The following is a 15054-nucleotide window of genomic DNA, read 5'->3' on the forward strand; positions in this document are numbered from 1 at the left end:
TGGCGCCGGCAGCGCTCAATCGGCCGCGCTGTCGGTATCGACTGCCACCACGACCGACATGCCCGGGCGCAGGCGTGGCGCCAGCGATTGGCCGGGATCGACGCTGATGCGTAGCGGAATACGCTGGGCGATCTTGACGAAATTACCGGTGGCGTTGTCGGCCGGCAGTATGCTGAATTCCGAGCCGGCGGCCGGAGAGATTTCCTGCACGCGGCCATGCAGGCGCGCGTTGTCCAACGCATCCACGGTAAAGCTGGCGCGCTGCCCGATGCGGACCTTCGCCATCTGGGTTTCCTTGAAATTGGCCACGATCCACAGCGTGTCCGGCACCAGCGACATCAACTGCGTGCCGTTGGTGACATAGGCGCCCTGACGCACGCCGAGCTGGCCGAGCTGACCATCGCGCGGGGCCACGATGCGCGTGTTGTCCAGATTGATCTGCGCCAGTTGCACCGCCGCCTGCGCATTGGCAACGGCGGCTTCCAGCGCTGCGCGATTGACGGTGACGCTGCGCGCATTTTCTTCGGCGGCCTGCACCGCCGCACGCGCCTGTGCCACGCCGGCCTCGGCTTGCGCGCGCGCGGCAAAGGCGGTGTCGCGGTCCTGTTCGGATACCAGTTTCTGGTTGGCCAGCTGTTGCGTACGCGCATATGCCGAGCGGGTGCGATCGCGCAGCGCCTGATTGCTGCTCAGCGCTGCGCGTTGTTCGGCAATGCTTGCGTCCGCGCCATGGCGTTGCTGCTCCCAGTTGGCGAGATTGGCCTGCGCGGTCTGCACTTGCGCCTTGGCCTGTTCGAGCTGCTGGGCGTAGATGCGATTGTCGATGGTGGCCAGCAGCTGGCCGCGTGTGACATGCGCAAAGTCCTGCACCGTGACGTCGGTGACATAGCCGCTGACCTGCGGCGCAATCACGGTGATCTGTCCGTGCACCATGGCGTTTTCGGTGCGTTCGGTCGCGCTGACGAACGGTGGCAGCCGCCATGCGTACAGCACCAGCGCCACGCCGATCAGGGCGAGCCCGCCAAAGCCAATCGCGCCGGTGATGCGACGGCGACGACGACGGGCGCGCTCGGAGGCGGCAGTGGGATCGGTAGATGTGTTCATGGGCGCGCAGTGGAAGCAGGAGGGGAGGGTGACACGGGAGGACGCAGATAGCGTCGCCACACCAGCACGGAAAGGATCCACACCCCGGTGGCGATGGCGATACAGCCGATCAGCAGAAACACGTCGTTATAGGCCAGCACATTGGCTTCGCGCGTGGCCACGCTGCCGAGCGCACGCACGCCCTGCGCCTGGCGCAGCGTGGGGTCGCCGATGCTGCGGCCATACAGGCTGGCATACGCCTGCACGCGCGCGGCCACCTGCGGGTCGGTCAAGACCAGATGCTCGACCAACTGACTGGAATGGTATTTCTCGCGCAGGATCTGCACGCTGCCGAGCAGGGCGCTGCCGAGCAGCCCGCCCATGTTCTGCGCCATGCCGAACAGCACGATGAAGCTGATCAGATTGCCGGGTTGCGCAATCACCCGGCCAAGCCCGGCCACCATCGCCGGGCCGATAAAGAACGTGCTGCCGAAGGCGAGCAGGAACTGGCTGACGTACATCTGCTCCGGGCGAGTGAGGCTGGTGGCATCGGCATCCATGAAGCAGCCGAGACAGATCGCGGCCACGGCGATGATCAGATGCTCGGCGATGCGCGCCGGATTGATCAGCCATGCGCTGGCGGCCACTCCAGCCACCGCGCCCAGCAACATCAGCGCGTACAACGTCTGCAACTGATCGTTGGCCAGGCCCAGGGTCTGGAAGAAGCCGATCGCTCCGGTGCTTTGTTCCGACAGCACCAGCCGAATCAGCAGAATCGCCAGTCCTAACCGCAGCATGTCCGCGCTGGCCAGCCAACGCGTGTTGATCATCGGGTTGCGGCGGTTGTGTTCGATCCAGGCCGCCATGCACAGCAGCACGATGGAGAGCGCCAGCACCACGCCCAGCCAGGGCGTGCTGGTCCACCACAGCAGCCGGCCCAGCGACAGCACCGCAGCCAGCCCGGCCGCACCGGCCGCAAACAGGGGGAAGGTGACGAAATCCAGCGGTTCAAACACCCGGTAGCGGTCGCTTGGCGGCAACTTGAGCGCCAGCACGCAGGCCAGCGCGAAGATCGCCAGCCCGAATTCGAACAGGTACAAGCCCTGCCACTGCCCGAATTCCAGCAGGTCGGTGGAGAACACCCGCGCCAGCGGCAACGCCAACTGGGTCACACCCAGGCCCAGCACCACTGCCTTGAGCCGGTATTTGCTGGGAAATGCCTGGATCACGTAATACAGGCCCAGCGAGCTGAGTGCCGCGCCAACCAACCCATGCGCCGCGCGCACGGTGATCGCCGAACTCAGGCTGTGCACGAACAAGTGCGCCAGCGCGATGGCCGCATACAGCGCCAGAAAAATCTCGGTGAAGCGGCGCAGCCCGTACTGCTGGCGAAACTTCACCAGCAACAGATTGGCCGACATGTTGGTCATCACGTAGGCGGCCGGCAGCCAGGCCATTTCGGTGGCGTAGGCGCCCAGGGTGCCCTGCAGATACGGCAGGTTGGCGGTGACCAGCGCATTGCTCAGCCCGCCGGTCAGCGCCACGACCACACCGACCAGGCCGTACTGGATGCGGCGCCGGGTCGGGTGCAGCGGCGTGGACGCCGACCCCGGCAGGGTGGGCTTTTCGTGGGGCTGCCAGTCGCGTGGGGCGTACTTGTCGGGCACGCAATGCTCGCAGGGCCGGTTGCGGAAGAGTTCGCGATTGTGGTCCCGTTGCGGTCATGGTGGCGTCAGCAGTGCGATAATCCGGGCATGAGCGAATCTCCCTATACCTCCGGCACCACCCATTTCGGCTTTCGCGATGTCGCTGCCAAGGACAAGCAGAAGTTGGTCGGCGAGGTCTTCACCTCGGTCGCGCGCAACTACGACCTGATGAATGATCTGATGAGCCTGGGCGTCCACCGCGCATGGAAACGCTACTTCGTGGCGACCGCGCAGGTGAAGCCGGGCGACCGCGTGCTGGATCTGGCCGGCGGCACCGGCGACATCGCCGTGCTGCTCAAGGAGCGCGTGGGCGATGAAGGTGCCGTGGTGCTGGGCGACATCAACGCCGGCATGTTGTCGGTGGGCCGCGACCGCCTGACCAATCGCGGCCTGGTGGCCGGCTTCGACTACGTGCAATGCAATGCCGAAGCGCTGCCGTTCCCGGATCAGAGCTTCGATCTGGTGACCATCTCCTTCGGCCTGCGCAATGTCACCGACAAAGACGCCGCACTGCGCGAGATGTATCGCGTGTTGAAGGTGGGCGGCCAGGCGCGCGTACTGGAATTTTCCGAAGTCACCGCCGAGTGGTTCAAGCCGATCTACGACTTCCACTCGTTTAAGATTCTGCCCAAGCTGGGCCAGTTGTTCGCACGCGATGCCGACAGCTACCAGTATCTGGCCGAAAGCATCCGCAAGCACCCGCCGCAGGATTCGCTCAAGGGCATGATGGGCGAGGCTGGATTTGCGCGCTGCCACTACAAGAATCTGACCGGCGGCATCGTGGCGATTCATTCCGGTTACAAGATCTGAATCCCGCCCGCGGCTGATGGCCGACGTGGCGCGTGCATCACGTGCCACGTCTTGCAGTTCAGGGGCACCGCTTGTGTTCGCTTGATGCGGCCTCGCTACCCGCAGGCACGTGCGCACCAACGAATTTCTGAGACTTTCGTCGCGTTGGCTCCACCATCTGTCGGCGACACTAGGCGCTCTTTTGTCGGAGAGTTGGATGCGCTTATACGCCGGGCTCTCGCGCGTGTTTCCCCGTTCCTTCAGCGCCAAGTTGCTGGCGGTGACCTTTGTCGGGATTCACCTGCCGCTGCTGTTGTTGATCGCGTGGCTGGCATCGCAAAGCGAGCTGGAAGGGCAGCTGTTGTGGTCGGTGATCATCGTCGCCCTGCTGGCCACCCTGGCGGGCACCGCCTTGACGCTGTCTGCCTTGTATCGCCTGCTGGCGCCGTTGCGCATCGCCGCCGATGCGCTGGATACCTACTACGCCGATCAACGTCTGCCCAGCCTGCCGGAGCATGGCGACGATGAGCTGGGGCGCCTGCTGCGCGGGATCAATCGCAGCCTGCGCGGGATCGACGCCGGCATGCGCGATCTCAAGAAGCATGCCCTGTTCGACCCACTCACCGAGGCGCTGAACCGGCGCGGCTGCGAACAGGCAATGCGCGATTCGGTCACCGCCTCTCAACGCGAAGGTTGGCCGTTTGTGTTGTTCGTGCTGGACATGGACAACCTCAAGCAGATCAACGACCGCTTCGGGCATCTGGCCGGCGACCGCGTGCTGGTGCGTTTGGTGGAGTCGGCCTACGGCTGGCTGGGCGCGCAGGACTGGATCGGACGCTGGGGCGGCGATGAATTCCTGATCGGCGTGCACGCCAGCGAAGACGAGGCCACGCTCAAGCTCAATCAGTGGCTGTCGATGCTCGAACGCGAAGACGGCGAAGAAGCGCCGTTGCATCTGAGCGCCGGCAGCGCGGTCTGCGAGCAAGGCGTGGATGCCACCGAGCTGTATCGGCGCGCGGATGCGGCGATGTATCGCGCCAAGTTTTCCGGCGGCCGGCGTCTGGTGCGCGACGGCCACGACACCTCGCGCATTCATCCGGTGACGTAAGCGCCGACGAGGCGGTACAACGGCAATTTGCAGGCGGTTGTTGCCGGCTGCACGGGCAGGCATCGGCGCGGAGCGCTAAAATGTCCGATTCCCTTGCTGCGGTGCTGTCGATGCGCTTCCCGTACCTGTCGCTGTCCCTGGCCGTCTCCATTGCGCTGGCCGGCTGTTCCAACGAATCCACATCGCCGGCTGCCACCACCGCTGCGCCGGCCGCCACCGCCAAGGCCCCCGTGAAAGCAGACGCCCGCAACCACGACGAAAGTTCCTACGCCCAGCCCGACCAGGTGGTCATCAAGGATCTGGCGCTGGACCTGAAGCTGGATTTCGACAGCAAGCAGATCGGCGGCACCGCGACCTACACGCTGGAGTGGAAGAACAAGGCCGCCAAACAGCTGGTGCTGGACACGCGCGAGCTGAGCATCGCGCAGGTACAGGCCGACGACGGCAAGGGCGGCTTGTCGCCATTGCAATTTGCGCTGGCGCCGGTCGACAAGACCTTCGGCAGCAAGCTCACCATCGAAACCCCGAACCAGCCAGGCAAGGTCGTGATCACCTATCACACTGCGCCGACCGCGTCGGGCCTGCAGTGGCTGGAGCCGTCGATGACCGAAGGCAAGCAGCTGCCTTTCATGTTCAGTCAGTCGCAGGCGATCCATGCGCGCAGCTGGGTGCCGCTGCAGGACACCCCGAGCGTGCGCTTCACCTATAGCGCGCACGTGACCTCGCGCCCGGACGTGATGGTGCTGATGAGTGCCGACAACGACCCCAAGGCCGCGCGCGATGGCGATTACAGCTTCAAGATGCCCGAGCCGATTCCGTCCTATCTGCTGGCCATTGCCGCCGGCGATGTGGTGTTCAAGCCGATTTCCGCGCGCTCGGGCGTGTGGGCCGAGCCGTCGATGGCCGACAAGGCCGCCAAGGAATTCGAAGACACCGAAAAGATGATCGGTGCCGCCGAAAAACTCTATGGCCCGTATCGCTGGGGCCGTTACGACATGCTGGTGCTGCCGCCGTCGTTCCCGTTCGGCGGCATGGAAAATCCGCGCCTGACCTTCGCCACGCCCACCGTGATCGTCGGCGACAAGTCGCTGGTGTCGCTGGTCGCGCACGAGCTGGCGCATAGCTGGTCCGGCAATTTGGTGACCAACGCCAGCTGGAAGGACATCTGGCTCAACGAAGGCTTTACCACTTACGTGCAAGGCCGCATCACCGAAGCGTTGTACGGCGCGGAAATGGCCGAGATGGAGCGCGAGATCGACCAGGGCGATCTGCTGGCCGAAGTGAAAGACATGCCGCCGGCCGACCAGACCCTGGCCCTGCCGCCGCTGGCGCAGCGCGACCCCGACGAAGCCTTGAGCCAGGTCGCTTACGTCAAGGGCGCGTGGTTCCTGCAGTTCCTGGAGCAGCGGTTCGGCCGCGAGGTGTTCGACCCGTTCCTGCGTGGCTGGTTCGACGATCATGCGTTCCAGAGCGCGACCACCGACCAGTTCGTCGCTTATCTGCAGAAGAACCTGCTTGCCAAGCATCCCAACACGGTCAGCGCTGCTGAGGTGGGTGCCTGGTTGAAGCAGCCGGGCATCCCGGCGTTTGCGGCCAAGGCACGCTCGCGCAGCTTCTCGATTGTGGACACCGCGCGTATCGCCTGGAGTGGTAGCGCCACGCTGCCCAACAAGCAGGTCACCAGCGAATGGGGCACGCAGGAATGGGTGCATTTCCTCAGCGGCATGGGCGCCACCTCGAAGCCCGAACAGCTCAAGCAGCTGGACGATGCCTATCACTTCACCGGCACGCCGAACGGCGAGATCGCGATGCGCTGGTATCCGCTGGCGATCCGTAGCGGTTACACCGACGCACGTCCTGCCGCCGGTGAGTTCATCGAGCGGGTGGGCCGCCGCAAGCTGGTGTTGCCGATCTACGCCGAACTGTTGAAGACCCCGGATGGCATCGCGTTTGCCGAACAGGCCTTCGAAAAGGCCAAGCCCAGCTATCACCCGATCACCACCGCCTCGGTGGCCGAGATGATTGCCAAGGCCAAGGCAGCACCGCCCGCGCAGCCGTGATGGCAGGGGAGGGCGTTACGGACGCCCTCCCGTCGCGGCGCAACCCCCGCCGTAGGAGCGCACCCGGGCGCGATGAGGCTTTACCAGTAAAGCCCCGTCGCGCCCGGGTGCGCTCCTACGTTTGCCGATCGATGCCGAAGTGCTGAAAACCCGGACGGCAGTGCATTCGCCGGACAGGCCTTCGAAAAAGCCAAGCCAGCTATGCCCGCGCAGCCGTGATGGCAGGGGAGGGCGTTGCGGACGCCCTCCCGTCGCGGCGCAAACTCCGCCGCGTAGGAGCGCACCCGGGCGCGATGAGGCTTCACCGGTTAAGCCCCATCGCACCCAGGTGCGCTCCTACGGGGCCGGTGGTGGTGCGGTCACTACGACACCTATCGCCCTGCCGATCTATCGCACATGGACAGGCTGGTATCGTTGCCGCTGAATTCGCCCTGGAGTCGACGATGAAGTATCTGTTGAGCGCGATCTTGTGCGTCGCGGCCCTGAGTGCCTGCACCGACCGCGAGGCGCAACGCAAGGCGCAGGAAACCGCGCAGGCGCAGGCGAAAGAAACCCAGGCCGATGCGCTCGCCAAGCAGTACGACGAAGCCGTCCAGGCGCAGAACTGGGACATGGCACGTGCACATGGCGCGGCCTTGCTCGAAGGCTATGCCGGTACGGCGGCCGCAACGCGCATCGAACCCGGGTATGCCGACATCAAGGCCAAGGGCGAACAGGCGCGCGAGTTGCGCCGCATGCAGGCGCTTTGGCAGTACTCGCAGGTGCCCGCAAAGGGCGGCACGCAGCGCTCGGCCATGATCGATGCCAAGGAGCGCGTGGATGTGGATGGCAGCGGTCCCAAGCCGGTGAGCCTGGTGTTCCGCGATCATCCGCAGTGGAAGCGTCACAGCTATCTCGTGCTCAAGGCTGGCGACTTCAATTGCTACGGCGGCTGCAAGGTGCAGGTCTCCGCCGATGGCGGCGCACCACGCGCGATGGCCGCGCATCGCCCCGACACCGACGAGGCGATCGCCATGTTCATCGACGACGACAAGGCGTTGTGGAAAGTGGTGCGCAACGCCAAGCGCATCAGCATCGCCTTCCCGGTCAAGGCCGGCGGGACGCGGACTGCGGAGTTCGACGTGGGCGGGCTGGATACCGCCCAGATGCCGGGCTGGAAATAATCCATGGATGGCGCAAGCGCAGCCCGACTACCGTTGTCCGCCTACCGGCATTGGGTGTTCGACATGGATGGCACGCTCACCCAGCCGGTGCACGACTTCGTGCTGATCCGGCGCGAGTTGGAGATCCCGCCCGAAGACGACATCCTGCACCACCTGGCCGCATTGCCCGCCGAGCAGGCGCAGGCCAAGCACGCCTGGTTGCTGGAACACGAGCGCGCCCTGGCTGAAGCGGCCCAGCCAGCGCCCGGCGCGCAAGAAGTGGTGCGCGCGCTGCACGCCAATGGCTGCCGCCTCGGCTTGCTGACCCGCAACGCACGCAGCCTGGCGCAGATAACGCTGGAGGCGATCGGCCTGGGCGATGCCTTCGCCTGGGACGACGTTGTCGGCCGCGACGAGGCCGCGCCCAAGCCCGCGCCCGACGGCCTGCAGTATTTCCAGCAGCGGTGGGCGGTGAGCGCCACTGCATTGCTCATGATTGGCGACCACCACAACGACCTGGCCTGCGGCCGCGCCGCTGGCGCAGCGACCGTGCTGGTCAATACCCCCGGCGACCCCTGGCCCGGCCTGGCCGATTGGCGCCTGCGCGATTGCAGCGAACTGTTACAGCGCTGGCAGGCCCGCGTAGACGGCTGATGTTGGATCAGTCGCGTCTCGGCGACGGGAGAGCAATGACGCTGGACCGCCTTGCACACGTCGATCAACCAATCGCCCCTCTCCTCGCGGGAGAGGGGTTGGGGTGAGGGTACGGGGGCGAAGCCCTGGTGCTGCTTCAACTGCATGAGGCTGCGCCCGTACCCTCATCCGCCCCTTCGGGGCACCTTCTCCCGAGGGGAGAAGGAACAGGCGCGTGGCGCCGTGCTCTAGCCCCTCTCCCCACAGGCGAGGGGTTAGGGTGAGGGCATGGAGGCGAAGCCCTGGTGCTGCTTCAACTGCATGAGGCTGCGCCCGTACCCTCATCCGCCCCTTCGGGGCACCTTCTCCCGAGGGGAGAAGGAACAGACGCGTGGCGCCGCGCTCTAGCCCCTCTCCCCGCGGGAGAGGGGTTGGGGTGAGGGTACGGACCAAGCGCCGTCCGTCAGGTCCCCCGGATCTCGCTTCAAAAGCGCACGACGACAAACGCATTGACTTGGGCAGGGGGGGCACCCCTCGTCCGCCCTTCGGGCGCATTCCTCCAACGGCGAAACAAATGCAGGTGTCGGCGTGCTCGGCTCGTTGTCGTTGTCGTTGTCGTTGCTAGTGCAGCAATGTCGCCAATTCGTTGCCATCTCATTCGCCGCCATCTCCAGAACCCCTAGGCTCTGGAAAACGTCTGGCGTCATACCGACCAGGTGTCTCTACCGCGTACCACCGAAGCGCCTCCGCCCAATCTGTTCCATCGCTGCTACAGCACGCTCGGCGCAAAGTGTGCCAAATCCGATACAGCTCTCGCGCAGCATTCACTGCGTCCACACAAAGCCCTGACACAGCAAGGTGTTGCGACGCAACAACGCACTGGCACGCGCTGTGCTCTGTCCTATCGCCGTACCCACCCGTTTGCGCCGTCGTTGCGTGCATCAAACGCCAGTGGCTGTTCGTTCGATTGGATTGTTCACCGAGAGGGGTAGACGCATATGCACCAATCTTCCTGTCGCAGCGTCCGCAGCGGCGCGCTGCTGATGCTTGCGCTGAGCGCTGTGTTGGCCGGTTGCAAAAAAGAAACGCCGGCAGAAACCGCCGCGCCCGCACCTGCAGCCACACCCGCCGCGGCGCCAGCCGCCGCCGTGGTCGATACCGATAGCGAATTCACCGCCAATGCCAGCAATGCCGACAACTGGGGTGGCGTGGGTCGCGATTTCGCATTGACCCGGCACAGCCCGCTAGCCGAAATCAATCGCGACAACGTCAAGAATCTGAAGATGTCGTGGGAAATGAAGACCGACGCCACGCGCGGCCACGAAGGCCAGCCGCTGGTGATCGGCAGCATCATGTACATGGTCAGCGCGTATCCGAACAATGTATTCGCAATCGACCTGGCCGCGCAGGAGGACGGCGGCAAGGTGTTGTGGAAATACACCCCGCAACAGGACGAACGCTCAGTGGCGGTGGCCTGCTGCGATACCGTCAACCGCGGTGCGTCGTATGCCGATGGCAAGCTGGTGTTTGGCAGCCTGAGCGGCGATGTGATTGCGCTCGATGCCAAGACCGGCAAGGAAGTGTGGAAGCAGAAACTCGCGCACCCGGACAAGGGCGAAACCATCACCATGGCGCCGATCATCGCCGATGGCAAAGTGGTGGCCGGGATCAGCGGTAACGAGTTCGGCGTGCTCGGGCGCGTGGCGGCTTACAACCTGTCCGATGGCAAGCAGTCATGGTCCTGCGATGCCGCCGGTACCGACAAGGCGATCTGCCTGGGACCGGACTTCAACAAGGCCAATCCGCAACACGGCCAGCTCGGCGATCTGGGCATCAAGACCTTCCCCAACGACGAATGGAAGCGCGGTGGCGGTGCGGCCTGGGGCTGGTACAGCTACGACCCGAAGTTGAAGCTGGTCTATTACGGCACCGGTAATCCCGGTCTGTGGAGCCCGTCGTATCGCTGCGGCAAGACCTCGCATGAGGAATGCAACAACGGCGAGCACGACAACAAGTGGTCGATGACGCTGTTCGCGCGCAAGATCGATACCGGCGAAGCGGTGTGGGGCTATCAGAAGACCCCGTTCGACCAGTGGGATTACGACGGCATCAACGAGCCGATCCTGGTCGATCTGACCATCGACGGCAAGGAAGTTCCATCGGTGGTGCAGTTCGATCGCAACGGCTTTGCCTACGTGCTCGATCGCCGCGACGGCACCTTGCTGCGCGCACACAAGTTCGTGCCCGCCAACTGGGCAGAACGCATCGACATGAAGACCGGTCGCCCGGTGAAAGTGGCGGCGCATTCCCCGCTGGAACGCGGCAAGAAAGTGCAGGCATTCCCGTCGGCAATGGGCGGCAAGGATCAGCAGCCGTGCTCGGTGGATCCGGCCAACTCGGCGGTGTTTTTCTGCGGTACCAATAACTGGCACATGGAACTGGAACCGCAGGAACGCGGCAACACCATGATGGGCCTGCCGTATGTGTTCGCCAACGTGATGATGAAGCCCAATGAGCCGGGTGCTCTGGGTATCGTCAAGGCATTCGACGTGGTGGAAGGCAAGTCCAAGTGGGAGATCAAGGAGAAGTTCCCGGTGTGGAGCGGCACCCTGGTCACCGATGGCGGGCTGGTGTTCTACGGCACGCTCGACGGCTGGTTCCGTGCGGTGGACAAGGACACCGGCAAGAAGCTGTGGGAGATGAAGCTGCCGTCCGGCATCATCGGTAACCCGATCGCCTACAAGGCCAATGGTCACCAGTACGTGGCGGTGTTCTCGGGCATTGGTGGCTGGATCGGTCTGCCGGTGGCTGCCGGTCTGGATCCGGCCGATCCGTACGGCGCGCTGGGTGCTGCCGGGCTGGCGTTCGGCGCCGGCTTCGACAAGATCCCGCTCGGTGGCATGGTGCACACCTTCCGTATCGATGGCGCCGGCAAGACGGTGACCGCCACGGCAACCGCTACTGCGGCCGCCGGTGGTGGCACCGCAAATGCAGCAGCGAAGACTGCACGATGAGATCCACGCAAGGCGTTGGACGCACACGTCGGCAGATCACTGCCGGCGTGTGCGGCATGACCCGGCACCTGCGCAAGGTGCTGGTGGTTTGCAGCCTCGGACTCGTCGCCGCAGGTTGCACACGCGAGCCGTCTTCACCGACGGCTCGCGCTTCTGATTCCGATGCGGCGCCCGCAGCGGCGCCTGCATCCACTGCAGCTCCAACCTCCGCGCAGACGCCCGCAAACACGCCGCCGCCTGCGCCCGATCCGACGGTGCTGCGTGTGTGCGCCGATCCGGGCAACATGCCGTTGTCCAACAAGGCTGGCGAAGGCTTCCAGAACAAGATTGCACAAGTCGTCGCTGATGCGATGGGCCGTCGCCTGGAATACGAATGGCGCACCTATTACCAGCGCGGGCTGGCGCGCAGCACCATCAACGCCGGCCGCTGCGATCTGCTGATGGATCTCAACAGCGACTTCGAGCAGGGCCTGACCACGCGCCCGGTGTATCGCTCGGCCTATGTGCTGGTGACGCGCAAAGGTTTGAATCTGGTGCCGACGTCGCTGGACGATCCGGCGTTGAAAAAACTGCGGCTGGGCGTGTTTCAGAGCTCGCCCGCGCGCCAGGCTCTGTACGAGCACGGCATCAGTGGCGAAGTGCAATACCTGTTCTACGACTCGGCCACCGCACCGGAAGAACATCCGGGCAAGCTGGTGGAGCGGGTAGCCGCCAATGAACTGGATGCGGCCGAATCCTGGGGCCCGGTGGCCGGTTACTACGCTGCGCGTAGCAATCTGGGCGTGGTGCCGTTGAACACCATCGACGACGCGGTACTGGAATACTCGATGGCGTGGGCGGTGTCGCGCAAAAACGCCGCATTGCGCGATGCGCTGAACACCGCGCTGCAAGACAATGCGGTAAAGATCGCCGAGATCTTGCGCAGTTATCACGTGCCGCTGGTGCGTTGCAGCGAGTGCATCGTGGCTGGCGATCTGCCGTCGCATGGGCCGTACGCCACACCGACCTCCGCCTCGACTGCGCCGAGCCCTGCTGCGTCGTCGCAGGAGCTGGCGCAGTTGCAGTTACGCATCGCCGATGGTGCTGACCCCAACCAGGAACTGGCGCATGCGCTGGATGCCGGCGACGCAGTGCGTGCGGCCTGGTTGTTGCGGCATGGCGCCGATGCCAACACGCCCAACCTGCTCGGTGAGCCGCCATTGCATCAGGCCATCCGCAATCAGGAACCGGATCTGGTCGGCCTGTTACTGGATGCCGGCGCGCGCCTGGATGCGCGCGATGCCAGCGGTTGGACGGCGCTGATGAAAGCCGCATGGGCCAACGATGCCGATAGCGTGACCCAGCTGGTGGGCAAACGCGCGCCGGTCGATACGGTGTCCGGCGATGGCTGGAGCGCACTGGATCTGGCGGTCTCGTATGCCGACGTCGGCGTGGTGCAGGCACTGCTGGCCGCAGGGGCGAATGTGAAGCGTGCCAATCCCACCGGATTCACCCCGGTGATGTTCGCAGTGGCGCGCGACGACCCGGCCATTCTCGATGCGCTGGTTGCACGTGGCGCCGACGTGGGACATGCCAATCAGGCGGGTGTCACCGCCTTGATGCTGGCCGCAGCCGCCGGACGCGAGGACGTCGCCAAGCGTCTGCTGGCGGCCGGTGCCGACCCTGCGGCGCGCAACCGCGATGGCAAGACCGCCGCGACATTGGCGCAGGACCGCGGCGATGCCGCGTTGGCTGCACTGCTCAGCGAGGCCAAGCGCCCTTCCAGACGCTGAGCGTTTCATCCACCGCGTGCACGGGGTGCGCGGTGTTCCCTCCGATCAGAAAGGTTCGTTCATGCGTAAGTCCACCGTGGGTTGTATCGATCGTTCCATGCGCGCAGCGCTCTGCGCGTTGTTGCTGAGCACACTGCTGGCCGCATGCGGAAAAGAGACTCCGCCGGCACCGGCACCCGACGCTGCGCCATCGCCTGCCGCCAGCGCGCCTCCTGCCGATGCCGCAGCGCCACCGCCGCCCGCAACTGCCTCCGCAGCGATGCCCAATCCGGCCGCAGGCCCTGCGCCGGATCCAGCCACGCCGCCCGCACCCCCGGCCGCCGTGACGCCGATCCCGAAGGGGCCGGAGGTCAAGGTCACTCCCGAGCTGATCGCCGAAGGCAAGAAGATCTATTTCTCTGCCGGCTGCAATGCCTGCCACGGCGGTACCGGTGGCGGCGGCATGTGCCCGCCGTTGACCAATGACATCTGGGTCTACGGCAGCGATGACGACACCCTGCGCACGCTGATCAGCGAAGGCACCGCGGCCATGATCACGCACGGCAAGACGCGGGTCGGGCATGAAAGAGTGGTGGGGCAGATGCCGCCGTTTGCGCCGGTGCTCAAGCCGGGCGACACCGAAAAACTGCTGGCCTTCATCCATTCGATCAACAAGACCGCGGGCAAGGCGCAATGAAGCAAGGCGCACCGCGCTCGGTGATCGGTCGCTGGCGGCGCACCTGTGCAGTGATTGCATCGGGTGCGCTGCTGTTGGTCGCCGGTTGCCAGCGCGATGCGGCCGCACCGGCTGCTGCAGCCACTGCATCGCCTGCTGCGTCCACCAGTGCGGCACCGGCGCCGGCAGCATCGCCGGTGTTGGCATACGTGCCCAACCAACGCAGCGGCACGGTGTCGGTGATCGACACCGGCACCGATACGGTGGTGCGCACGCTCAGTGCGCAAGGCCAGCTCGGCAAGCGTCTGCAGCAGGTGTTGCCCGGCCCGCAGGGCCATCTGTATTTGATCGATGCCGAGCATCACCGGTTGATCGAACTCGACACCGCCAAGGACACGGTATTGCGGCAAGTGGACATCGGCGAAAACGCCGAAGGTATCGCGTTGTCGCCCGATGGCACGCAGTTCGCCGTGTGCGTGGAAGGGCAGAACCAGGTGATGTTGATCGATGCGGCGCAGTTCCGTGTGCAGCAGGTCATCGCCACGCGTGGGCAGGCGCCGGAGCATTGCGCATACACGCCCGATGGGAAGTGGCTGCTCACCAGCAACGAAGGTTCCAATGACATGGACATGATCGAGCTGGCCACGCGTCAGTCGCGCGGCGTGGTCGCCACCAGCGGCCACCCGCGCGGCATGGCGTTCGCACCCGATGGCCGCAGCGTCTATATCGCGCAGGAGACTGCCAACGTGGTGGATGTGATCGACCTGCAGACCCGTACGCGCCGCGCCAGTTTGCCGGCCGGCGTGCGCACTGCCGGCGTGACACTGTCGGCCGACGGCACGCGGCTGTACGCATCCAACGGCGGTGCCGGCACGGTCAGTGTGGTCGATACCACTACTGCACGCAGTCTGGCCGAGATTCCGGTCGGATTACGGCCCTGGAATCCGGCGCTCACGCCCGCCGGCGACAAGTTGTACGTGGCCAATGGCCGCTCCAATACCGTGAGCGTGATCGATACCGCGAGCATGCGCGAACTCAAACAGATCCCCGTCGGCGAACTGCCGTGGGGCGTGGTCATCGCGCGCTGAGTGC

Annotated in this window: 11 protein-coding genes; 9 read left to right on the forward strand and 2 right to left on the reverse strand. The window is 65.1% G+C overall.

From position 1 onward, the window contains the following. Positions 1-15: 15 nt before the first annotated feature. A complete protein-coding gene (locus tag ACZZ0O_RS09515; RefSeq protein ID WP_463590635.1) occupies positions 16-1104 on the reverse strand; it encodes an HlyD family secretion protein in 1089 nt (362 codons plus the stop codon). After that, positions 1101-2750, reverse strand: coding sequence for an MFS transporter (locus ACZZ0O_RS09520; protein ID WP_323521536.1), 1650 nt, complete (start codon positions 2748-2750; stop codon positions 1101-1103). The genes ACZZ0O_RS09515 and ACZZ0O_RS09520 overlap by 4 nt, the downstream gene beginning before the upstream one ends. A gap of 87 nt (positions 2751-2837) precedes the next feature. On the opposite strand from ACZZ0O_RS09520, the gene ubiE reads away from it, so the two are divergent. From ubiE to ACZZ0O_RS09565, 9 genes are all read left to right on the forward strand, one after another. Next, on the forward strand, positions 2838-3599 hold the full coding sequence (gene ubiE / locus ACZZ0O_RS09525) for a bifunctional demethylmenaquinone methyltransferase/2-methoxy-6-polyprenyl-1,4-benzoquinol methylase UbiE (RefSeq protein WP_046965330.1): 762 nt from the start codon (positions 2838-2840) through the stop codon (positions 3597-3599). Between the two features lie 196 nt (positions 3600-3795). Continuing rightward, a complete protein-coding gene (locus ACZZ0O_RS09530; RefSeq protein ID WP_055850582.1) occupies positions 3796-4686 on the forward strand; it encodes a GGDEF domain-containing protein in 891 nt (296 codons plus the stop codon). Positions 4687-4796: 110 nt separating this feature from the next. After that, positions 4797-6746, forward strand: a complete 1950-nt coding sequence (locus tag ACZZ0O_RS09535) for a M1 family metallopeptidase (protein ID WP_463592433.1) — start codon at positions 4797-4799, stop codon at positions 6744-6746. A gap of 443 nt (positions 6747-7189) precedes the next feature. After that, positions 7190-7909, forward strand: coding sequence for a hypothetical protein (locus ACZZ0O_RS09540; RefSeq protein WP_463590636.1), 720 nt, complete (start codon positions 7190-7192; stop codon positions 7907-7909). Positions 7910-7912: 3 nt separating this feature from the next. Beyond that, the gene (locus tag ACZZ0O_RS09545) at positions 7913-8542 is read left to right on the forward strand and encodes an HAD family hydrolase (RefSeq protein WP_463590637.1); all 630 of its coding nucleotides are present in this window, start codon (positions 7913-7915) and stop codon (positions 8540-8542) included. A 977-nt stretch (positions 8543-9519) separates the two neighbouring features. Next, positions 9520-11535, forward strand: a complete 2016-nt coding sequence (locus tag ACZZ0O_RS09550) for a methanol/ethanol family PQQ-dependent dehydrogenase (protein WP_323519027.1) — start codon at positions 9520-9522, stop codon at positions 11533-11535. Then, positions 11532-13307: a quinoprotein dehydrogenase-associated putative ABC transporter substrate-binding protein gene (locus tag ACZZ0O_RS09555; protein ID WP_463590638.1), complete on the forward strand. Its 1776-nt coding sequence runs from the start codon at positions 11532-11534 to the stop codon at positions 13305-13307. The genes ACZZ0O_RS09550 and ACZZ0O_RS09555 overlap by 4 nt, the downstream gene beginning before the upstream one ends. Before the next feature lie 25 nt (positions 13308-13332). Beyond that, a complete protein-coding gene (locus tag ACZZ0O_RS09560; protein WP_463590639.1) occupies positions 13333-13983 on the forward strand; it encodes a c-type cytochrome in 651 nt (216 codons plus the stop codon). Beyond that, positions 13980-15050 (forward strand): beta-propeller fold lactonase family protein, encoded by a 1071-nt coding sequence (locus tag ACZZ0O_RS09565; RefSeq protein ID WP_463590640.1) that lies wholly within the window; start codon positions 13980-13982, stop codon positions 15048-15050. The genes ACZZ0O_RS09560 and ACZZ0O_RS09565 overlap by 4 nt, the downstream gene beginning before the upstream one ends. Positions 15051-15054 lie beyond the last annotated feature (4 nt).

Source organism: Xanthomonas sp. AC360 (assembly GCF_979258225.1).